The sequence below is a fragment of the Serratia sp. H402Y genome (assembly GCF_051172415.1).
Lineage (GTDB): Bacteria > Pseudomonadota > Gammaproteobacteria > Enterobacterales > Enterobacteriaceae > Serratia > Serratia ureilytica.
This window is the reverse complement of record NZ_JBPIYZ010000001.1, coordinates 815,206-835,606: the sequence shown is the minus strand read 5'-3', so window position 1 is coordinate 835,606 and position 20,401 is coordinate 815,206. Positions and strand designations below refer to the sequence as shown.

The window sequence follows — 20,401 nt, the reverse complement described above, 5'->3', positions numbered from 1 at the left end:
TTATCCGGCAACTGACCGGCCGACAGGCATCATTACCCCCGGTGGCGGATCCCCCGCCGCTGCATCGCAGATACCTGGCCGGCGGCCACGCGCCTATTTTTAGACTGCGTTTGACAGTCCATATTGGAGAAAACCCCGCAATGTCAGTAACTGGTCGCATCCACTCCTTCGAATCCTGCGGCACCGTCGATGGGCCCGGGATCCGCTTTATCGTCTTCTTCCAGGGCTGCCTGATGCGCTGCCTCTATTGCCATAACCGCGACACCTGGGACACCCACGGCGGCAAAGAAGTGACCGTCGAAGAGCTGATGAAAGACGCGGTGGCCTACCGCCACTTCATGAACGCTTCCGGCGGCGGCGTGACCGCGTCCGGCGGCGAGGCGATCCTGCAAGCTGAATTCGTGCGCGACTGGTTCCGCGCCTGCCATGCCGAAGGCATCAACACCTGCCTGGACACCAATGGCTTCGTGCGCCGCTACGATCCGGTGATCGACGAATTGCTGGACACCACCGATCTGGTGATGCTGGATCTGAAACAGATGAACGACGAGATCCACCAGAATCTGGTCGGCGTCTCCAACCACCGCACGCTGGAATTCGCCCGCTATCTGGCGAAACGCAACCAGCGCACCTGGATCCGTTACGTGGTGGTGCCGGGCTGGTCAGACGACGATAAATCGGCGCACCTGCTGGGCGAGTTCACCAAAGACATGACCAACATCGAGAAAATCGAGCTGCTGCCTTACCACGAGCTGGGCAAGCACAAATGGATAGCGATGGGGGAAGAGTACAAACTGGACGGCGTGCATCCGCCGAAGGCCGAGACCATGGATCGCGTCAAAGGCATCCTGGAAAGCTACGGCCATAAAGTGATTTACTGACTGACGCAGCACCAAAGAAAAAACCGGCTCATGGCCGGTTTTTTTATGCTCAGGCGGCGGCGAACGGCGTGTGATGGCGATCCGGCTTCTGCTTTTTCAGCAGCATCAGCAGGTAAACCAGCGCCACGGCGGCAATCATCACGAACAGCACGCGGTCGGAATAGTTCTGCATCAGCAGCGCCGTCATCGATGGGCCCAGCAAGCTGCCGATGGTGTAACTCATCAGCAGCGCCTGGTTCATCGCCACCAGTTCGTGCGGCATTGCCTTCTCACAGGCCCAGGACATCGCCACCGGATACAGGGTAAAGCCGGCGCAGCCGAGGATGAACAGTGAAGGCGCCATGGCGTAGTTGCCGAGCATCGCCACGCTGGCGAGGATCACCACAAACACCTGAATCCGCAGCACCAGCAAGCGCCCGTAACGATCGGCCAGGCGCCCGACCGGCCATTGGCCGACGATGCCGGAGCTGACCAACAGCGCCATCCAGTAACCGACGTTAGCGTCGCTCATGCCCTGATGAGAGAGATACAGCGGCATCAGGCCATACAGCGAACCGAGCACAATGCCGGAGATGATGCAGCCGTTGATGCCCAGGCGCGCGCTGCGGCGTCTCAACATTGTCCATACCGCCGCCTGCTGCGGCTCGTCTTCATGGCGGTTTACCCGCGCGAACAACATCGGCAACATGGCGCTGATCACGATCGCGGTCACCCACGGCACCACATGCAGCAATTCGGTCGAGGTCATGCTCAACAGTAATTGGCCGGTCACCGTACCGAGGTAATAGACAATCATATAGGCCGCCAGCAGCTGGCCACGGTTGCTCAAATTGCCGCTGCGCAAAAGCGCGCTCTCCACGATCACCCAGATCCAGGCGCAACCGACGCCGGCGAAGAAGCGCCAGCCCAGCCAGCTCCAGAAATCGATCGACAGCACCATGCCGGCGGTCGCGGCGGCGAACAGCAAACAAGAGAGATGATAGCTGCGGGTGAAGCCGACGCGCTGGATCAGTTTGCCCGCTACCAACGTGCCCAACAGATTGCCGCTGAAATAAGAGGAGCTGACCATACCCACTTGCCAGGTCGACAGCTGAGCATGGGTTAACCAAAGCGGCACTAACGTATTCAAAACGGCAATGGATACCGTGAGCAGCAAGAGGCCGCAGAGCAATAAGAGCACCGGGCGGGAGTAAGCGGACATAGTGAAATTGTGACCGAACGCGCAATGAGAGTGCGCGCATCATGCCACTGGCGATAAAAAAGTCAATCGCCTCTTATCATTCCAGCGCACGATTTGTTTCCGGCTAAGCGGCTGAAAAAGCGCTATGCTCAGCGCAGAGCGGATTTAACGACGGAGAAGCGAGATGAGTCAGGCAAATAATGCGGCGGTCGAGACCTTGCTGGCAGACATCGGCAGCACGCACGGCGAGCTGCTGGAGATCGTACAACAGGTGCGCCGGGTCGCCACGGCGAGCGGCAGTGGCGTCACCGAATCGGTCAAATACGGCGGCATCATGTTCTCGCATACTCAATTTTTCTGCGGCGTTTTCGCCTACCGCAGTCACGTCACGGTGGAATTCGGCCAAGGGCACCGACTGGAAGATCGCTATCAGCAACTTGAAGGCAACGGCCAATATCGGCGGCACATCAAGCTCCACACGCCCGCCGAAGTGAAAAGCAAGCACCTGGCGGACTACATTAAACAGGCCTACGCGCTGGCGACAGACTGAATTTCCAACATAAAAAAAAGCGCCCGCAGGCGCTTTTTTCAAATGCTTTGCCGTTTAACCGATGTATTCCAGGCCGCCCATATAAGGACGCAGCACTTCAGGCACCTGAATGCGACCGTCGGCCTGCTGGTAGTTTTCCAGCACCGCCACCAGCGTACGGCCGACCGCCAGGCCGGAGCCGTTCAGCGTGTGGACCAGACGCGGCTTCTTGTCGGCCTTGCTGCGGCAGCGAGCCTGCATGCGGCGCGCCTGGAAGTCCCACATGTTGGAGCAGGACGAGATCTCGCGGTAGGTGTTCTGCGCCGGCAGCCACACTTCCAGATCGTAGGTCTTGCAGGCGCCGAAGCCCATGTCGCCGGTGCACAGCAGCACCTTGCGGTAAGGCAGGTTCAGCAGCTGCAGCACTTTCTCCGCATGGCCGGTCAGCTCTTCCAGGGCATCCATCGAATCTTCCGGACGGACTATCTGCACCATTTCGACCTTGTCGAACTGGTGCATACGGATCAAACCGCGGGTGTCACGGCCGTAAGAACCGGCTTCCGCACGGAAGCATGGCGTGTGCGCGGTCATCTTCAGCGGCAGAGTTTCCTCTTCCACGATCTCGTCGCGCACCAGGTTGGTCAGCGGCACTTCCGCCGTTGGGATCAGCGCGTAGTTGCTGCTGTCGGCTTCTTCTTCCAGCGGGCGGGTATGGAACAGGTCTTCGCCGAACTTCGGCAGTTGGCCGGTGCCGTACAGCGTGGCGTGGTTGACCAGGTAAGGCACGTAGGCCTCCAGGTAGCCGTGCTGTTCGGTGTGCAGATCCAGCATGAACTGGGACAGCGCGCGGTGCATGCGGGCGATTTGCCCTTTCATCACCACGAAGCGCGAACCGGTCAGCTTAACCGCGGCGGCAAAATCCAGCCCGCCGGCCATTTCGCCCAGATCGACATGATCGCGCACCGCGAAGTCGTATTGGCGCGGTTCACCCCAGCGGGTGACTTCCAGGTTTTCGCTGTCGTCTTTACCGTCCGGCACGGCGTCGTCCGGCAGGTTAGGCAGCGTCAGGGCATAATCGCGGATCTCGCTCTGCAGCGCATCCAGTTCCGCCTTGGCGGCATCCAGCTTGTCACCCAGCTCGTTCACTTCGCGACGCAGCGGCTCGATGTCTTCCCCACGCGCTTTGGCCGCGCCGATGGATTTCGATCGGGAGTTGCGTTCCGCTTGCAGCGTTTCAGTTTCTACCTGCAGAACTTTGCGGCGTTCTTCCTGCGAACGCAGCAGATCCAGATCGAGTTTAAAGCCTCGGCGAGCCAGTTTGACGGCGACTGCGTCTAGCTCATTACGCAGCAGATTGGGATCGAGCATGCTAATCCTGTGCTTGTTGTTATTGAAAGAAGTGTTGTTGTTCTATGCGGCTGATTTATAGCCGCATAAAGAAGAGTGATACCCGCTAACCTTACCGCAACGGCCACGCTAGCGGTAGCGTTTTGTCGGGCTATTTTGATCCTGCTCAGCCAGCCATGCCAACTTTTCGCCGATTTTCCCTTCCAGCCCGCGCGAGGTCGGTTGGTAGTAGCGCGTGTTGGCCATTTCGGGCGGGAAGTAATTCTCGCCGGCGGCGTAGGCGTTGGGTTCGTCGTGAGCGTAACGGTATTCCGCCCCCAGCCCCATTTCCTTCATCAGCTTGGTCGGCGCGTTGCGCAAATGCTCCGGCACGTCATAATCGGCCTGCTCTTTGGCGTCGCGCATGGCGGCCTTGAACGCGGTGTAAACCGCGTTGCTTTTCGGCGCGCAGGCCAGGTAAACAATCGCCTGCGCAATGGCGCGCTCGCCCTCCGCCGGCCCCACGCGGGTGAAACAATCCCAGGCGGCGATCGCCACCTGCATGCCGCGCGGATCGGCGTTGCCCACGTCTTCAGAGGCAATCGCCAACAGACGGCGCGCCACATAGAGCGGATCGCCGCCGGCGGTAATGATGCGCGCATACCAGTACAGCGCGGCGTCCGGCGCCGAACCGCGCACCGATTTATGCAGCGCGGAAATCAGGTCGTAATAACGGTCGCCCTTGTTGTCGAAGCGCGCGCTGCGCTCGCCCGACACCTCCTTCAGCAGCTCCGGCGTCAGCACCCGCACGCCTTTGGCGTCGAGCTCCGCCATGTCCGCCATCATTTCCAGGCTGTTCAGCGCCCGGCGCGCATCGCCGCCCACCAGCTCCGACAGCAGGCGGCGCGTTTCCGCCGGCAGCTCGACGTTCTGGCCGCCAAAACCGCGCGCCTTGTCGTTCATCGCCTGATCCAGCACCTGGCCGATGTCTTCGGCGGTCAGCGCCTTCAACAAATAGACGCGGGCGCGCGACAGCAGCGCCGAGTTCAGTTCGAACGACGGGTTTTCGGTAGTGGCGCCGATAAAGGTGATGGTGCCGTCTTCAATGTGCGGCAGGAAGGCGTCCTGCTGACTTTTGTTGAAGCGGTGCACTTCATCGACGAACAGAATAGTGCGGCGGCCGGCGTCGCGGTTTTGCCGCGCCCGTTCGATCGCCTCGCGGATCTCCTTGATCCCGGAGGTCACGGCGGAGATCCGTTCGACGTCCGCCTGACCATAACGGCCGATCAGCTCTGCCAGCGTCGTCTTCCCTGTGCCCGGCGGCCCCCATAGAATCATCGAGTGCAGCTGCCCGGCCTCGATAGCGCGCGGCAGCGGCTTGCCGGCGGCCAGCAGGTGCTGCTGGCCGATATACTGCGCCAGCGTGGTCGGCCGCATACGCGCGGCCAACGGCTGGAACTCGTTCTGGGAAAAATCGAGCGACAGATTATTACTCACTTGCACCTCACTGGCGCTGGTCGTCCAGCGTCACCCCCTTCGGCGGGGTAAATTTGAATTTGGCCGGATCGGCGGTGACGTTCTGCTGGCTTTTCAGCGTATAAGCGCTGCGCTGGCCGTCCTGCTCCACCGCGGCGAAGCTGCGGATGGTGCCGCTGTTGGTCACGCTGATGGCGAACTGCTTCAGGTTGCCGCTGGCGGATTTCGGCGTCAGCTCGAAATCATCGCCCTTTTGCTTCACGTTGTACTGCTTCCAGTCGCTGGCATTGTTGCGGGTGATCAGCATAAACGGCGTATTGCCGGTGGCGTTCTTCAGCCAGGTCGCCGTCACCTGCTCAACGAACGGGTTATAGAACCACAGGGTTTGGCCATCGGAGACCAGCACGCTCTCATCGGGTGACGTCATGTGCCAGTTGAACAGGTTCGGCCGCTTCACCCACAGCTCGCCTTCACCCTGTTGCACCGCGGCGCCGTCGGCGCTGGTCACGGTTTGCGAGAAGCTGGCGTGGAAACTGTTCACCTTCGCCAGGCGACTTTGCAGATCCTGTGCGGCGTCGGCCAGCACGGAGGTAGAAGCGAATCCCGAAAGCAGACAGCAGGCAACTAACAGTTTTTTCATTATTCCAGATACCTTATGAAATGCGTTAACCGCAAGGCGGCGCCGTGCGGGTCAAATCAACCCTTTACCCCGTTACTTTACCCGAAGCCGGCGAACGGCCGGTAGGCCAATGTTCCGAGAAGAAACGGGTTTACGCTTCTTTGCACAAGGGCCGCTTAAGCGGCCCTTTCTTATTGAGTTACAATGGCTAAACGACCATCAATCGTGCCGCGGCGGCGCCAGCACCTCGCGGTTGCCGTTGTGCCCCTGCTCGCTGACGATGCCCTGCGCTTCCATCTGTTCGATGATGCGCGCGGCGCGGTTATAGCCGATGCGGAACTGGCGCTGTACGCCGGAGATGGAGGCGCGGCGTTTATCCACCACGAAATCCACCGCCTGATCAAACAGCGGATCCAGCTCTTCGTCACCGTCCATACCGCCGCCGGCACCGCCCTCGCCGTCTTCACCGCCGCTGAGAATGCCCTCTTTATATTGGGGCCGCTCGCGCGCTTTCCAATCCTTGACCACCGCGTGCACTTCCTGATCGCGCACGAATGCGCCATGTACGCGCACCGGGATCGAGGAGTTCGGCGCCAGATAAAGCATATCACCCATGCCCAGCAAGGACTCGGCGCCCCCCTGATCGAGGATGGTGCGGGAGTCTATCTTGCTCGACACGGTAAAGGCGATACGCGTCGGGATGTTGGCCTTGATCAGACCGGTGATCACATCCACCGACGGACGCTGGGTCGCCAGCACCAGGTGGATGCCCGCCGCACGCGCTTTTTGCGCCAGACGGGCGATCAGCTCTTCGACCTTCTTGCCGACCGTCATGATCAGATCGGCGAATTCGTCGACCATCACCACGATGTACGGCTCTTTCTCCAGCACCGGCGGCGTGATGTCCATGCTGTCGGTCGGTTTCCAGAACGGATCCGGGATCGGACGCCCCATCGCTTCGGCCTGATCGACGCGTTCGTTGTAGCCGGCCAGGTTACGCACGCCCAGAGCTGACATCAGCTTATAGCGGCGTTCCATTTCACCCACGCACCAGCGCAGCGCATTGGCGGCGTCTTTCATGTCGGTGACCACGTCGGTCAGCAGGTGCGGAATGCCTTCATAAACCGACAGTTCCAGCATTTTCGGGTCAATCATGATAAAGCGCACTTCTTTCGGCGTGGCCTTATACAGGATGCTCAGGATCATGGCGTTGACCCCGACCGATTTACCGGAGCCGGTGGTACCGGCGACCAGCAAGTGCGGCATTTTGCCCAGATCGGCCACCACCGGCTCGCCGGAGATGTCTTTACCCAATACGATGGACAGCGGCGACGGGTTGTCGCGGAAGGCCGGGCAATCCAGCACCTCGCGCAGGTATACCGTTTGCCGCTTGGCGTTCGGCAGCTCCAGACCGACATAAGGCTTACCGGGGATCACTTCCACCACGCGCACCGCCGAAGTCGACAGCGAGCGCGCCAGATCGCGCGACAGGTTGGAAATGCGCGCCGCTTTAACGCCCGGCGCCAGATCCAGCTCGAAGCGGGTGATGACCGGCCCCGGCAGGATGTCCACCACGTCGGCTTTCACGCGATAATCGGCCAGGCTGGCCTCCACCAGGCGTGCTTTCTGTTCCAGCGCGAAGGAATCGACCGGCTCCACTTCTTTCGGCGCTTCGGTCAGCAGATCCAGCGTCGGCAGAGGCGTGGTCGGTTTCTGCAGCGGCTGATCGTTGCGCATCAGGAACGGGTGAATCAAGCTGTCCATCGCCGGATGCTGCTCGGCCTGAGGTTGCTGAGGCTGCTGCACCTGCGGCTGCTGATGCTGATATTGCTGCTGCGACGGCTGCTGGTATTGTTGAGGCTGCGGGTGCGATTGCTGAGGTTGGGCAGCCGGCGCCGCAGGCTCAAACTGGCCGAACGGCACGTCGTCCTCTTGCTCGCTTTCCAGTTCAATGCGCTCTTCAAGCTGCGGCGACAGCGTGAACATCGGCTCGCTCGGGCCATCGTCCACCAGATCCGCCATCGGCGAGAAGCTGAAAGCATTGCGGGTATCGACCGGGCTGGCGGCCGGCGCCTGCGGAGCAGGCTCTTGCTGGCCATAACGCGCCTGCTGCTGCTCGGCGAATGCCTGACGCAGCGCAGCCTCTTGCCGCGCCGCTTCGTCGTCCTGCTGGTCTTCGCCGTAACGCTGGCTCTGTTGCTCGGCGAACGCTTTGCTAAGCTCAGCCTCCTGCTGAGCCTGTTCATCATCCTGCTCCGGCGCGTAGCTTTCGCCGTAGCGCTGGCTTTGCTGCTCGGCGAACGCCTGGCGCAGCGCGGCTTCTTGCAGCGCCTCTTCTTCCTGCGGGTTCGCCGCCGTCAGCTGTTGAGGCTCCGCCTCTGTCTGGCGCTGTTCCTGTTCGGCCGCACGCTGCGAAGGCAGCTTGATACCGTAGGAAGCCAGCTCGCGACGGGTCGGGATGCGTACCGGGTTCGGCCGCGGCAGCTCAGGGCCGATGCCCTGCTTAACCTGCGGATTGCCGTCGCTGGTCGCCGTGAAGGCCGGCATAAAGGTCGCCGCCGCAACGCCCGCAGCAGCGGCTGCCGCCGTATCCGGCTGCGGTTTGGCGCCGGTGGCGCTGAAACCGCTCGAACTGCCGATGTCAACGCTGTCACGCTGTGCGGCGGTAAAATCAAAGGGAGAACGCGCCGGCGGCTGCGGCGCGGCCGGCTCTTGCCAGTTACCAAGGCGCGGCTCATCGTCATCCTGATAAGGATCGACAGGACGCGTCGCCTTAGGCGCAGGCGTTTCTTCCGGGATCTCGAAGGAATACAGCGGCGGCGTAGCGTCTTGCGCCGGCGCACTTACCGGGTGCTGATTGACCGAGGCCGGCGCGGCCGGCGCCACCGTTACCGACGGCGCCTGAGCGGCGATCGGCGCAGCGACGGGCTCGTGGATCTCTGCCTTCACCGTCGGTGCAGGCGAAGCCACCGGCGCGCTGGGTGCGGCTTCTGCTTCAAGCTCACCATCGTCGGCGCGCAGGCCGCTGAGCAACGGATCGGCGGCGTCTTCCGCCGCCGCTTTGGCGCTTTCGATAACCGAAGGCGCGGAGAACAGCACGTCGTCATCGGCGGCCACGGCTCCGGCGGCGGTCGCGGCAACCGCTGCGGCGGCACCCTTCCCTGCCTGCTCAGGCTCGTCGTCAACGTAACGCTCGTCATCCTCGAAATAGCGCTCTTCGCGACGTGAGCGATTGGTCATCACCGTCGCAACGCCCAACACCGCCCCGCCGATCTTCTCGGCGATCACCAGCCAGGACCAGCCGGTAAACAGCGTCAACCCCGCCGCCCATACGCACAGCAGCGCCAGCGTAGCGCCGATGCCGTTGAACCACGGCAACATGGCGTTGCTCAGTAGGCTGCCGATCACGCCGCCGGAGGCGAAGTAATAGAGATCGTCAACGTTCAGCGCCGCCAACCCACAGGAGGTGAGCACTAACGCCAGGGTGCCGATCAGGCGCAGGGAAAGCGCGAAATAGTCGATGTAGTCTCTGTTGCTGCGTTGGCGATAAGCCGCCCAGCACAGGACCAGCATGATCGGCGGTATCGCGTAGGCGAGCACCCCGAAGGTGAAGAACAGCGTATCGGCCAACCAGGCTCCGACACCGCCGCCCAGATTGTGAATCGGCTCATGCCACGCGGTCTGCGACCAGCTTGGGTCAGACGGGTTGAAACTGACCAGCGCAGCCATGAGGTAAACGGCAAAAATCGCTACCACGATAAGCACAGCTTCCAGCAAACGCCGGCCACTGCTGAGTCTTTTCAGGGTAACTTCTTTATCTTCTGTATATTCCTGGCTCAAGAAAGGCTCTCCAGGTTCCTGTTAGCTGACATAGCAACAGCGCCGAGAAACTGCCCCGGCGCCGAAACTGTATGAATAAACAGGAGTGTAACCAATTTAATCAGGTTTTGCACCTGCACCTTACCGTGTTTTGATAACCAGACGGTTACTCTGTTTCACTTCTTCCATCACTACGTAGGTACGGGTGTCGTTAACCCCCGGCAAACGCAGCAAGGTTTCACCCAGCAATTTGCGGTAAGCCGACATGTCCGGTACGCGGGTTTTCAACAGGTAGTCGAAATCGCCGGAAACCAGATGACACTCCTGAATCTCTTCAAGCTTCTGCACTGCCGAGTTGAATTGCTCAAACACATCCGGCGCGCCGCGGTTCAACGTGATCTCCACGAAAACCAGCAGGGACGCATCCAGATAATGCGGGTTCAGCAATGCGGTATAGCCATGAATGAAACCCTGGCGCTCGAGACGGCGCACGCGTTCCAAACATGGTGTCGGGGATAACCCCACGCGCTTCGAAAGCTCGACGTTCGAAATACGCCCATCCTTCTGCAGCTCATTCAGGATGTTGCGGTCGATACGGTCAAGATCTTTACCCGGGCGTTTCTTGTTGTCTGCCATTATTATTGTCTCTCTTATTTTCTTCCGTGCACTTGCCACACCCTAGCCAACGTCAATGTGTAAGGGTTCGTTCCAAGCGAAGACCCGATGCCTGTCATGTGCTTCTTCACTACCATCATTCCACGCCGCGCAGCCTGTCTGTCCAACTCCGCGCAGCGCCGGCAACGATGTTTCGGTCGAGAAAAAATCAGCAAACGCTTGCGCGCCCTGCTCCGCACTCCCGCTGCGTATCGTCGCCTTGCGGCGCAAATACGTACGATTTGCTGGTGTTACGGGGATAATTTCTTCTTCCTATGATGTTTTCGCAAATGCGCAGCGGATTGTCAAAGTAAAAGAAGCAAAATCAGAACAACGTACCGTCATGAAAAGTCTGCATCCCATTTTTGATTATGAATCGCTGGCTGATAAACCCCGGTCGGGAGCGGCGGAAGCCGCAGAGTGCGCCGTTTTTGCACGGTTGGCGATTCGCTGGCCGAATGCGGCTTTGATAAGTTAAATTTCTGCGTTCGACGACCGATTTACCGACAACGGATGCATTAATAGGCGACAACTATCATACAAATCGTTAACAACGTCGCCCGGCGCTTTTTTTACTGCGCCATTTTCCCTACAATCGGCTTCATTGTCCGCCATTGTGGAATAAAGAGGTTATTCATGGGCACGGCTAAACATAGCAAATTACTGATTCTGGGTTCCGGCCCGGCCGGTTACACCGCCGCCGTCTACGCGGCGCGCGCCAACCTGAACCCGGTGCTGATCACCGGTCTGGAACAAGGCGGCCAGCTGACCACCACCACCGAAGTGGAAAACTGGCCCGGCGACGCCGAAGGCCTGACCGGCCCGGCGTTGATGGAGCGCATGCGCGAGCACGCGGAGAAGTTCCAGACTGAAATCGTCTTCGACCACATCAACAGCGTCGATCTGCAGCAGCGTCCGTTCCGCCTGTTCGGCGACAGCGGTGAATACAGCTGCGACGCGCTGATCATCGCGACCGGCGCCTCCGCCCGCTATCTTGGCCTGCCTTCCGAAGACGCGTTCAAGGGCAAAGGCGTTTCCGCCTGCGCAACCTGCGACGGTTTCTTCTACCGCAACCAGAAAGTCGCTGTGGTCGGCGGCGGCAATACCGCCGTTGAAGAAGCGCTGTACCTGTCAAACATCGCCGCCGAGGTTCACCTGATCCACCGTCGCGACAGCTTCCGTTCGGAGAAAATCCTGATCGACCGGCTGATGGAAAAAGTGAAGAGCGGCAACATCGTGCTGCACACCGACCATACGCTGGACGAAGTGCTGGGCGATGAAATGGGCGTGACCGGCGTGCGTATCCGCAGCACCAAAGCGGAAAATGAAACCCGTGAGCTGGAACTGGCCGGCGTGTTCATCGCCATCGGCCACAGCCCGAACACCGGCATCTTCGGCGGTCAGCTGGAGCTGGAAAACGGCTACATCAAGGTGCAGTCCGGCATTCACGGCAATGCGACCCAAACCACTATCCCCGGCGTCTTCGCCGCGGGCGACGTGATGGATCACATCTACCGTCAGGCGATCACCTCCGCCGGCACCGGCTGCATGGCGGCGCTGGACGCAGAGCGTTATCTGGACGGCATCGCCGGCGCAGAAGTCTGCTAAGACGTTTTCATCATCGGCAAAAAGCGGCTCTCGAGCCGCTTTTTTTGTTTCTGGGTTCAGCAATCTCTCCCTCCCATCTGTTATAGCCATATTTGCCCGCTTTATTCTTTTCAGTCTGCCGGGTCACGAGGTAACATGAGGCCTCGCTTGTTTGTCGCCGATTGCGCCAAACACTATTATTTAACAATACGTTAACCCAGCCCGTAACAAACGGGCGCCGGCGACGCAGACGCATATCTGATGAAAAAAACCAGACAGCAACAGTTAACCCGTTGGCTTAAAACCCAGAGTTCGTTAGCGCAGCGTTGGCTGCGCCTTTCCATGCTGTTGGGGTTGTTCAGCGGCCTGCTGATCGTGGCGCAGGCGTGGCTGCTGGCCAGCCTGCTGCACGCCCTGATCATCGAACACACCCCGCGTGAGCAACTGATCCCTTCGTTTATCTGGCTGGCCGTCGCGTTCGCGCTGCGGGCGCTGCTGAGCTGGCTGCGGGAACGGGTCGGTTTTCTGTGTGGGCAGGTGATCCGCCAGCGCATGCGCCGGCAGGTGCTGGATAAGCTGCAGCAGCTCGGGCCGGCCTGGATCCAGGGCAAACCGGCGGGCAGCTGGGCCAGCATCATCGTCGAGCAGATCGAGGATATGCAGGACTATTACTCGCGCTATCTGCCGCAGATGTATCTGGCGGTGTTTATCCCGCTGCTGATCTTGATCGCCGTCTTCCCGATCAACTGGGCCGCCGGTTTGATTCTGTTGGCGACCGCGCCGCTCATCCCGCTGTTTATGGCGCTGGTGGGCATGGGGGCCGCCGACGCCAACCGCCGCAACTTTGTGGCGCTGGCGCGATTGAGCGGTAACTTCCTCGACCGCCTGCGCGGCCTGGACACCCTGCGGCTGTTCGACCGCGCGCAGGCCGAAACCGCGCAGATCGCCAAATCCTCCGAAGACTTCCGCAGCCGCACCATGGAAGTGCTGCGCATGGCCTTCCTCTCCTCCGGCGTGCTGGAGTTCTTCGCGTCGATCTCCATCGCCGTAGTGGCGGTGTATTTCGGCTTTTCTTACCTCGGCGAACTCAACTTCGGCAGCTATGGCCTCGGCGTAACGCTGTTTTCCGGTTTTCTGGTGCTGATTCTGGCGCCGGAGTTCTTCCAACCGCTGCGCGATCTCGGCACCTTCTACCATGCCAAGGCGCAGGCGGTCGGCGCGGCGGAAGCGCTGGAAACCTTCCTCAGCGCCGAAGGCGAGCAGATGGGCAACGGCACGCGGAAGTTGCCCGCCGATCAACCGCTGACGCTACAGGCGAACGAATTGGAAATTCTGTCGCCGAACGGCGTGCTGCTGGCCGGGCCGCTGAGTTTCACCCTGCAACCGCAGCAGCGCGTGGCGCTGGTCGGGCTGAGCGGCGCCGGCAAAAGTTCGCTGCTCAATCTGCTGCTCGGCTTCCTGCCCTACCGTGGATCGTTGACCGTCAACGGCATCGAACTGCGTGACCTGTCCGCAGAGAACTGGAGGCAGCAGCTGAGCTGGGTCGGGCAAAACCCGCACCTGCCGGCGCAAACCTTGCGCGCCAATATCCTGCTGGGCTGCCCGCAGGCCGACGAAGCGCAGCTGCAGCAGGCGGTGGAACACGCCTACGTCAGCGAGCTGTTGCCGTATCTGCCGCAGGGGCTCGACACCGAAGTGGGCGATAACGCCGCCCGCCTGTCGGTCGGCCAGGCGCAGCGCGTGGCGGTCGCCCGGGCGCTGATCGGCCCGCGCCGCTTGCTGCTGCTCGATGAACCGGCCGCCAGCCTCGATGCCCATAGCGAACAACGGGTGATGCAGGCGTTGAATGCCGCTTCGCATCAACAAACCACCCTGCTGGTGACGCATCAGCTGGAAGATACCGAAGACTACGATCAGATTTGGGTGATGGATAACGGGCGTATCGTGCAACAGGGCGATTACGCCACCCTCAGCGCCCAACCGGGCCTGTTCGCCACTCTGATCGCCCACCGCCGCGGGGAGCTTTAATCATGCGCGTGTTGCTGCCGTTTTTGGCGTTGTATCGCCGCCATAGCCTGCTGATTAGCCTGGGCATCATTTTGGCGATCGTCACCCTGCTGGCCAGCATCGGCCTGCTGGCGCTCTCCGGCTGGTTCCTGGCCGCCTCTTCGCTGGCCGGATTGGCGGGTCTGCTGACCTTCAACTACATGCTGCCCGCCGCCGGCGTGCGCGGCGCGGCGATCTTCCGCACCGCCGGGCGCTACGCCGAGCGCGTGGTCAGCCACGACGCCACCTTCCGCGTGCTGTCGCACCTGCGGGTGTTCACCTTCAGCAAGATCCTGCCGCTGACGCCGGGCGGCATCGCCCGTTTCCGCCAGGCCGACCTGCTCAACCGCCTGGTGGCGGACGTGGACACGCTGGATCACCTTTATCTGCGGGTGATCTCGCCGCTGATCAGCGCGGCGGTGGTGATCCTGGTCGTCACTTACGGCCTGAGCTGGCTGGATCCTGCACTCGCCCTGACGCTGGGCGGCATTCTGCTGCTGCTGCTGCTGCTGGTGCCGCCGGTGTTCTATCGCGCCGGCAAACCGATCGGTGGCCAACTCACCGCGCTGCGCGGTCAATACCGCACCGACCTGACCGCCTGGCTGCAGGGGCAGGCGGAACTGGTGGTGTTCGGCGCCGTCAACGACTTCCGCAAGACGCTGAACGCCACCGAACAGCGGTGGCAACGCCGCCAGTGGCAGCAGGCCTCGCTGAGCGGCAAGGCGCAGGCGCTGATGATCCTCGCCAGCGGGCTGACGGTGACGCTGCTGCTGTGGCTGACCGCCGCGGGCATCGGCGGCGATACCCAACCCGGCGCGTTGATCGCGCTGTTTGTCTTCGCCGCGCTGGCGTCGTTCGAAGCGCTGATGCCGGTGGCCGGCGCCTTCCAGCATCTCGGTCAGGTGATCGCCTCCGCCACGCGGGTCAAACAGATCATCGATCGCCAACCGGAAGTCACCTTCCCTGCCGCCGGCCCGGCCGCTGCCGACCGGGCGCAGCTCAGCCTGCAGCAGTTGAGTTTCACCTACCCCGATCAGCCGCAGCCGGTGCTGCGCGACGTCACGCTTGAGGTGGCGGCCGGCGAACACATCGCCTTGCTCGGCCGCACCGGCTGCGGCAAGTCCACCCTGCTGCAGCTGCTGACCCGCGCCTGGCGCACCGACGGCGGCAAAATTCTGCTCAACGGCGAACCGCTGGAGGATTATGATGAAACCACGCTGCGCCGAATGACCACGGTCGTCAGCCAGCGAGTGCATATCTTCAGCGATACGCTGCGGGAAAACCTGCGGCTGGCCGCACCGGATGCCGACGACGCTCGTTTGAGTGACGTCCTGCAGCAGGTGGGGCTCGGCAAATTGCTGGCCGGCGACGGCGGACTGAACGCCTGGCTCGGCGAAGGCGGCCGCCAACTGTCCGGCGGCGAACAGCGCCGTCTGGGCATCGCCCGTGCGCTGCTGCATCCGGCCCCGCTGCTGCTGCTTGACGAACCGACCGAAGGGCTGGACGCCGAAACCGAGCAGCAGATCCTGGCGCTGCTGCGCCGGCATTGTCAGGGCAAGACGCTGATCCTGGTGACGCACCGCCTGTATGGCCTGGAACATCTCGACCGCATTTGCGTGATGGACGACGGCCGGATTGTCGAACAGGGCAATCACGCGGCCCTGATGCGCCAGCAGGGCCGCTATGCCCGCTTTCGCAACCGTATCAGCAACCTGGCGCCTTAATCGGCCCGTAGAGGACGCAGAGACCCTGTATGCGCATCGTTAAGCTCTCCCCGCAGTCGCTGGCGTTTCCCTCGCCTGAGGGCGCCCTGCGCGACCCCAACGGCCTACTGGCGATCGGCGGCGACCTCACGGCGCCGCGGCTGCTGGCGGCCTATGAGCGCGGCATCTTCCCCTGGTATTCGCCGGGAGAGGCCATCCTGTGGTGGTCGCCCGACCCGCGTGCGGTGCTGTTCCCGGCCGAGTTTCATCTTAACCGCAGCCTGAAACGCTTTCTGCGCCACGATCCGTTTCGCATCACGCTCAATCACGACTTCGCCGCGGTGATCGCCGCCTGCGCCCACCGGCCGGATGAAGGCACCTGGATCGGCCCGGAAGTGCAGCGCGCCTATCAGCATCTGCATCGCCTCGGCTACGCGCACTCGGTGGAGGTCTGGCAGGATGATCAACTGGTTGGCGGCATGTACGGCGTGGCGCAGGGCGCGTTGTTCTGCGGCGAATCGATGTTCAGCCGCGTCACCAACGCCTCAAAATGCGCATTGATGGCCTTTTGCCGCCATTTTGCCGCTTATGGCGGGGAATTGATTGACTGCCAGGTGCTGAACGCTCACACTGCCCGCCTTGGCGCGCGTGAAATTCCGCGCCGTCAATTCTTGCAGCAGCTCAGCACCCTTCAACGGCGGCCTTTGGCACGGGCGTGCTGGGAGCCGCAAGTCATATCCCCACAGCCGGTTGAACCGCCCTATCCAGTAAACTAATTGATGGAAACGGTGCAATGTTCACCGACACATCTTTACATAATGGGGGTTTTTCGGCATTATCTTGCCGGTTAAAAACTAAGGTAGTTAGACCTAGAGGATTCGATGGCCAAAGAAGACAATATTGAAATGCAGGGCACCGTTCTTGATACGCTGCCCAACACCATGTTCCGCGTTGAATTGGAAAACGGGCACGTGGTAACCGCACACATCTCCGGTAAAATGCGTAAAAACTATATCCGCATCCTGACGGGCGACAAAGTCACTGTAGAGCTGACCCCGTACGACCTGAGCAAAGGCCGCATTGTCTTCCGTAGCCGTTAATCGGCTCATCGCGCGCCACACGCTGGCGGCATCGAGGATGTAATCCCTCGGGAGCCCTTTCCGTTTACCCCCGCAGCGACGTTAAACAACGGGTTGCAGGTGCGCAGGTAAACTGAGAGGGCTCACTCGTTTCTGTTGTACGGTGAATCTCACCCATAAAAAAAAGCGATGCCGAAGCATCGCTTTTTCTTTGCCTGCAGGCAGCCTTAGTGCACCGCGCCCTCGTCCGCCTTGCGCTTGGCGGCGCTGAGGAAGTGGTAAGTCAGCTGTTTCTTGTCCTTGTCCAGCTCGACCTTCACGGAACCGCCGTCCACCAGCGAACCGAACAGCAATTCGTTGGCCAACGGTTTCTTCAGGTTTTCCTGCATGACGCGCGCCATCGGACGAGCGCCCATCGCACGGTCGTAGCCCTTCACCGACAGCCAGTCGCGCGCTTCGTCGCTCACTTCCAGCGAGACGCCCTTCGCATCCAGCTGCGCCTGCAGTTCGACGATAAACTTGTCGACCACCTGCTGGATCACCTCGGTAGACAGATGGTTGAACCAGATGATGTTGTCCAGACGGTTGCGGAATTCCGGCGTAAACACCTTCTTGATCTCTTCCATCGCGTCGGTGCTGTTGTCCTGCTGCACCAGGCCGATCGACTTGCGTTCGGTTTCCCGCACACCGGCGTTGGTGGTCATCACCAGGATCACATTGCGGAAGTCCGCCTTGCGGCCGTTGTTGTCGGTCAGCGTGCCGTTGTCCATCACCTGCAGCAGCAGGTTGAACACGTCCGGGTGCGCCTTCTCGATCTCATCGAGCAGCACCACCGCATGCGGATGCTTGATCACCGCATCGGTCAGCAGCCCGCCCTGATCGTAACCGACGTAGCCCGGAGGCGCGCCGATCAGACGGCTGACGGTATGCCGCTCCATGTACTCGGACATGTCGAAACGCAGCAGCTCGATATCCATCGCCTTGGCCAGCTGTACGGTGACCTCGGTTTTCCCGACCCCGGTCGGCCCGGCGAACAGGAAGGAACCGACCGGCTTGCGCTCGTGGCCCAGACCGGCGCGGCTCATCTTGATCGCTTCCGTCAACGCTTCGATCGCCTGATCCTGGCCGAATACCAGCATCTTCAAGCGATCGCCCAGGTTTCTCAGCACGTCGCGATCGCTGGCCGACACGGTTTTCTCCGGGATGCGAGCGATACGCGCCACCACGGATTCGATATCGGCCACGTTGACGGTTTTCTTGCGCTTGCTGGCCGGCATCAACCGGCTGCGGGCGCCCGCCTCGTCGATCACGTCGATCGCCTTGTCCGGCAGATGGCGATCGTTAATGTATTTCACCGACAGCTCCACCGCGGCGCGGATCGCCTTGGCGGTATAACGCACGTCGTGGTGCGCTTCATACTTGGTCTTCAGGCCGTTGATGATCTGAACGGTCTCTTCCGCCGTCGGTTCGGTGATATCGATCTTCTGGAAACGGCGCGCCAGAGCGCGATCCTTTTCGAAGATGTTGCTGAACTCCTGGTAGGTGGTCGAGCCGATCACCCGGATCTTGCCGCTCGACAGCAACGGTTTGATCAGGTTGGCGGCATCCACTTGCCCGCCGGAAGCCGCACCGGCGCCGATGATGGTGTGAATTTCATCGATGAACAGGATGCTGTTCTGATCCTGTTCCAGCTGCTTGAGCAGCGCCTTGAAGCGTTTCTCGAAGTCGCCGCGGTATTTGGTGCCGGCCAGCAGTGAACCGATATCCAGCGAATACAGCGTGCAGTCCGCCATCACTTCCGGCACGTCGCCCTGCACGATACGCCAGGCCAGGCCTTCGGCAATGGCAGTCTTGCCCACGCCGGATTCGCCGACCAGCAGCGGGTTGTTTTTACGACGACGGCACAGCACCTGAATCGCGCGCTCCAGCTCACGATCGCGGCCGATCAGCGGATCGATGCCGCCCACACGGGCCAACTGATTGAGGTTGGTGGTGAAGTTTTCCATACGGTCTTCCCCTCCGGACTGCTCTTCGTTCACCGGGTTTTCCGCATTCGGCGCTTGGCCCGGCTCGTCTTTACGCGTGCCATGTGAAATGAAGTTCACCACGTCGAGACGGCTGACGTCGTGCTTGCGCAGCAGATAGGCCGCCTGCGATTCCTGCTCGCTGAAAATAGCCACCAACACGTTGGCGCCGGACACTTCGCTGCGGCCGGAGGATTGCACATGGAAGACCGCGCGCTGCAGCACGCGCTGGAAGCTGAGCGTCGGCTGAGTGTCGCGCTCTTCTTCGCCGGCGGGCAGCGTCGGTGTGGTTTGTTCGATGAAGGCTTCCAGCTCCTGGCGCAACGCGGCCAGATCCACCGTACATGCCTCGAGCGCTTCTCGCGCGGCAGGGTTGCTCAGCAACGCCAGCAACAGGTGCTCCACGGTCATAAACTCGTGTCTGTGCTCACGCGCCCTGGCGAAAGCCATGTTGAGACTGAGTTCCAGTTCTTGATTGAGCATAAGCACCTCCCCAATAGATTGCCTTATTCAGGCTTTTTCCAGCGTACAAAGCAACGGATGCTCGTTCTCCCTTGCGTACCGGTTCACATGGACGACTTTGGTTTCCGCCACCTCGGCGGTAAAAACACCACAGATCGCCTTGCCTTGATAGTGGACCGTGAGCATCAGTTGCGTTGCGCGTTCAATATCATAAGAAAAGAACTTTTGCAGAACGTCAATCACAAATTCCATCGGTGTGTAATCGTCGTTGTTAAGTATAACTTTATACATAGACGGCGGTTTTACCGCATCGATTTGTTTTTCTTCGGCCAAGTGTTCAAAGTTTAGCCAATCGTTGTTATTGCCCATCGCTGCTCATCTTCTCTGCTCTGCCCTCTGATATGGGGACAGGTTTCGGTTATTCAAAGTGGGGATAGTTACTATTTTATCATCTTCGGCATCGTCCCGCCGCACTGTAACGTGCGCAAAAAAACGGGCCAATTGTGACTGAATCGTGGCAATAGCGTTACCTGCTTCAAACTTTGGTGAACTGCTCCCCGCCGACAAAAGCCGATCCCTTGACGCCCCGATCATTTGCTCTAGAGTGTAAATTCGTGGCTGGTGGTCTTTTAACCACCCCTTGTCCACCCTGCTACTCGCCCACGGCGAGTGCGAAATCAGTTATTCATCTCACTTAAAATAGCGTTGCGAGGGATGTAAAAGCATGGAGACGGGTACTGTTAAATGGTTTAACAACGCCAAAGGTTTTGGCTTCATCTGCCCAGCCGGCGGCGGCGAAGATATTTTCGCGCATTATTCCACAATCAAGATGGATGGTTACAGAACGTTGAAGGCGGGCCAGCAGGTCAGCTTTGACGTGCATCAAGGGCCCAAAGGCAACCATGCCAGTCTTATTGTGCCAGTGGAAAGCGAGGCGCTGTCCTAAACGCTTCCGGCAGCGTCGCGCTGCACTGACTCTGACTGCGATAAAAATGCCAGCCGCCGTGTGACTGGCA

General features: G+C 60.6%; 17 protein-coding genes. 9 read left to right on the top strand and 8 right to left on the bottom strand.

Going from position 1 to position 20,401, the window contains the following annotated elements; genetic code table 11:
- Positions 1 to 140: 140 nt before the first annotated feature.
- A complete protein-coding gene (gene pflA / locus ACSBQS_RS04165; protein ID WP_031299859.1) occupies positions 141 to 881 on the top strand; it encodes a pyruvate formate lyase 1-activating protein in 741 nt (246 codons plus the stop codon).
- 49 nt (positions 882 to 930) lie between these two features.
- On the opposite strand, the gene ACSBQS_RS04160 is transcribed toward pflA, so the two are convergent.
- The gene (locus ACSBQS_RS04160; RefSeq protein ID WP_033642558.1) at positions 931 to 2,082 is read right to left on the bottom strand and encodes an MFS transporter; all 1,152 of its coding nucleotides are present in this window, start codon (positions 2,080 to 2,082) and stop codon (positions 931 to 933) included.
- 163 nt (positions 2,083 to 2,245) lie between these two features.
- Here ACSBQS_RS04160 and ACSBQS_RS04155 point away from each other — a divergent pair, with 163 nt between their 5' ends.
- Positions 2,246 to 2,611 (top strand): DUF1801 domain-containing protein, encoded by a 366-nt coding sequence (locus tag ACSBQS_RS04155; protein WP_033650668.1) that lies wholly within the window; start codon positions 2,246 to 2,248, stop codon positions 2,609 to 2,611.
- A gap of 54 nt (positions 2,612 to 2,665) precedes the next feature.
- Here the strand turns inward: ACSBQS_RS04155 and serS are convergent, their stop codons facing one another.
- From serS to lrp, 5 genes are all read right to left on the bottom strand, one after another.
- Complete coding sequence (gene serS, locus ACSBQS_RS04150) at positions 2,666 to 3,958, bottom strand: serine--tRNA ligase (protein WP_033642556.1); 1,293 nt, start codon at positions 3,956 to 3,958, stop codon at positions 2,666 to 2,668.
- 108 nt (positions 3,959 to 4,066) lie between these two features.
- Positions 4,067 to 5,353: a replication-associated recombination protein A gene (locus tag ACSBQS_RS04145; RefSeq protein WP_046897122.1), complete on the bottom strand. Its 1,287-nt coding sequence runs from the start codon at positions 5,351 to 5,353 to the stop codon at positions 4,067 to 4,069.
- 67 nt (positions 5,354 to 5,420) lie between these two features.
- Positions 5,421 to 6,032 (bottom strand): outer membrane lipoprotein chaperone LolA, encoded by a 612-nt coding sequence (gene lolA / locus ACSBQS_RS04140; RefSeq protein WP_033642555.1) that lies wholly within the window; start codon positions 6,030 to 6,032, stop codon positions 5,421 to 5,423.
- A gap of 198 nt (positions 6,033 to 6,230) precedes the next feature.
- Positions 6,231 to 9,851, bottom strand: a complete 3,621-nt coding sequence (locus ACSBQS_RS04135; RefSeq protein ID WP_434989731.1) for a DNA translocase FtsK 4TM domain-containing protein — start codon at positions 9,849 to 9,851, stop codon at positions 6,231 to 6,233.
- Positions 9,852 to 9,971: 120 nt separating this feature from the next.
- Positions 9,972 to 10,466 (bottom strand): leucine-responsive transcriptional regulator Lrp, encoded by a 495-nt coding sequence (gene lrp / locus ACSBQS_RS04130; RefSeq protein WP_004928318.1) that lies wholly within the window; start codon positions 10,464 to 10,466, stop codon positions 9,972 to 9,974.
- A gap of 55 nt (positions 10,467 to 10,521) precedes the next feature.
- Between lrp and ACSBQS_RS04125 the strand changes: the two genes are divergently transcribed.
- From ACSBQS_RS04125 to infA, 6 genes are all read left to right on the top strand, one after another.
- Positions 10,522 to 10,962 (top strand): hypothetical protein, encoded by a 441-nt coding sequence (locus tag ACSBQS_RS04125; RefSeq protein WP_129993320.1) that lies wholly within the window; start codon positions 10,522 to 10,524, stop codon positions 10,960 to 10,962.
- 158 nt (positions 10,963 to 11,120) lie between these two features.
- The gene (gene trxB / locus ACSBQS_RS04120) at positions 11,121 to 12,092 is read left to right on the top strand and encodes a thioredoxin-disulfide reductase (protein ID WP_019454557.1); all 972 of its coding nucleotides are present in this window, start codon (positions 11,121 to 11,123) and stop codon (positions 12,090 to 12,092) included.
- A gap of 240 nt (positions 12,093 to 12,332) precedes the next feature.
- Positions 12,333 to 14,099: a heme ABC transporter permease/ATP-binding protein CydD gene (gene cydD, locus ACSBQS_RS04115; protein ID WP_099783650.1), complete on the top strand. Its 1,767-nt coding sequence runs from the start codon at positions 12,333 to 12,335 to the stop codon at positions 14,097 to 14,099.
- A gap of 2 nt (positions 14,100 to 14,101) precedes the next feature.
- On the top strand, positions 14,102 to 15,841 hold the full coding sequence (cydC, locus tag ACSBQS_RS04110; RefSeq protein ID WP_197666408.1) for a heme ABC transporter ATP-binding protein/permease CydC: 1,740 nt from the start codon (positions 14,102 to 14,104) through the stop codon (positions 15,839 to 15,841).
- Positions 15,842 to 15,870: 29 nt separating this feature from the next.
- Positions 15,871 to 16,596 carry a leucyl/phenylalanyl-tRNA--protein transferase gene (aat, locus tag ACSBQS_RS04105; protein WP_197666409.1) on the top strand — a complete coding sequence of 242 codons (726 nt, stop codon included), beginning with the start codon at positions 15,871 to 15,873 and terminating at the stop codon, positions 16,594 to 16,596.
- Positions 16,597 to 16,701: 105 nt separating this feature from the next.
- Positions 16,702 to 16,920 (top strand): translation initiation factor IF-1, encoded by a 219-nt coding sequence (infA, locus tag ACSBQS_RS04100; RefSeq protein WP_002211347.1) that lies wholly within the window; start codon positions 16,702 to 16,704, stop codon positions 16,918 to 16,920.
- 206 nt (positions 16,921 to 17,126) lie between these two features.
- Here infA and clpA read toward each other — a convergent pair whose 3' ends face one another.
- Both clpA and clpS read right to left on the bottom strand, forming a co-directional pair.
- A complete protein-coding gene (clpA, locus tag ACSBQS_RS04095; protein WP_025302261.1) occupies positions 17,127 to 19,406 on the bottom strand; it encodes an ATP-dependent Clp protease ATP-binding subunit ClpA in 2,280 nt (759 codons plus the stop codon).
- 27 nt (positions 19,407 to 19,433) lie between these two features.
- Positions 19,434 to 19,754: an ATP-dependent Clp protease adapter ClpS gene (gene clpS, locus ACSBQS_RS04090; RefSeq protein ID WP_004928347.1), complete on the bottom strand. Its 321-nt coding sequence runs from the start codon at positions 19,752 to 19,754 to the stop codon at positions 19,434 to 19,436.
- A 355-nt stretch (positions 19,755 to 20,109) separates the two neighbouring features.
- Between clpS and cspD the strand changes: the two genes are divergently transcribed.
- Positions 20,110 to 20,331, top strand: a complete 222-nt coding sequence (gene cspD, locus ACSBQS_RS04085) for a cold shock-like protein CspD (RefSeq protein ID WP_004928349.1) — start codon at positions 20,110 to 20,112, stop codon at positions 20,329 to 20,331.
- Positions 20,332 to 20,401 lie beyond the last annotated feature (70 nt).

Bases quoted from the DNA above. Each gene is read 5' to 3' on its own strand.
- cydD (WP_099783650.1), top strand. From the start codon at position 12,333: ATGAAAAAAACCAGACAGCAACAGTTAACCCGTTGGCTTAAAACCCAG.
- lolA (WP_033642555.1), bottom strand. From the start codon at position 6,032: ATGAAAAAACTGTTAGTTGCCTGCTGTCTGCTTTCGGGATTCGCTTCT.
- ACSBQS_RS04145 (WP_046897122.1), bottom strand. From the start codon at position 5,353: ATGCGGCCGACCACGCTGGCGCAGTATATCGGCCAGCAGCACCTGCTG.
- clpA (WP_025302261.1), bottom strand. From the start codon at position 19,406: ATGCTCAATCAAGAACTGGAACTCAGTCTCAACATGGCTTTCGCCAGG.
- ACSBQS_RS04125 (WP_129993320.1), top strand. From the start codon at position 10,522: ATGTGTAAGGGTTCGTTCCAAGCGAAGACCCGATGCCTGTCATGTGCT.
- cspD (WP_004928349.1), top strand. From the start codon at position 20,110: ATGGAGACGGGTACTGTTAAATGGTTTAACAACGCCAAAGGTTTTGGC.
- ACSBQS_RS04155 (WP_033650668.1), top strand. From the start codon at position 2,246: ATGAGTCAGGCAAATAATGCGGCGGTCGAGACCTTGCTGGCAGACATC.
- infA (WP_002211347.1), top strand. From the start codon at position 16,702: ATGGCCAAAGAAGACAATATTGAAATGCAGGGCACCGTTCTTGATACG.
- trxB (WP_019454557.1), top strand. From the start codon at position 11,121: ATGGGCACGGCTAAACATAGCAAATTACTGATTCTGGGTTCCGGCCCG.
- serS (WP_033642556.1), bottom strand. From the start codon at position 3,958: ATGCTCGATCCCAATCTGCTGCGTAATGAGCTAGACGCAGTCGCCGTC.
- ACSBQS_RS04160 (WP_033642558.1), bottom strand. From the start codon at position 2,082: ATGTCCGCTTACTCCCGCCCGGTGCTCTTATTGCTCTGCGGCCTCTTG.
- aat (WP_197666409.1), top strand. From the start codon at position 15,871: ATGCGCATCGTTAAGCTCTCCCCGCAGTCGCTGGCGTTTCCCTCGCCT.
- pflA (WP_031299859.1), top strand. From the start codon at position 141: ATGTCAGTAACTGGTCGCATCCACTCCTTCGAATCCTGCGGCACCGTC.
- clpS (WP_004928347.1), bottom strand. From the start codon at position 19,754: ATGGGCAATAACAACGATTGGCTAAACTTTGAACACTTGGCCGAAGAA.
- lrp (WP_004928318.1), bottom strand. From the start codon at position 10,466: ATGGCAGACAACAAGAAACGCCCGGGTAAAGATCTTGACCGTATCGAC.
- cydC (WP_197666408.1), top strand. From the start codon at position 14,102: ATGCGCGTGTTGCTGCCGTTTTTGGCGTTGTATCGCCGCCATAGCCTG.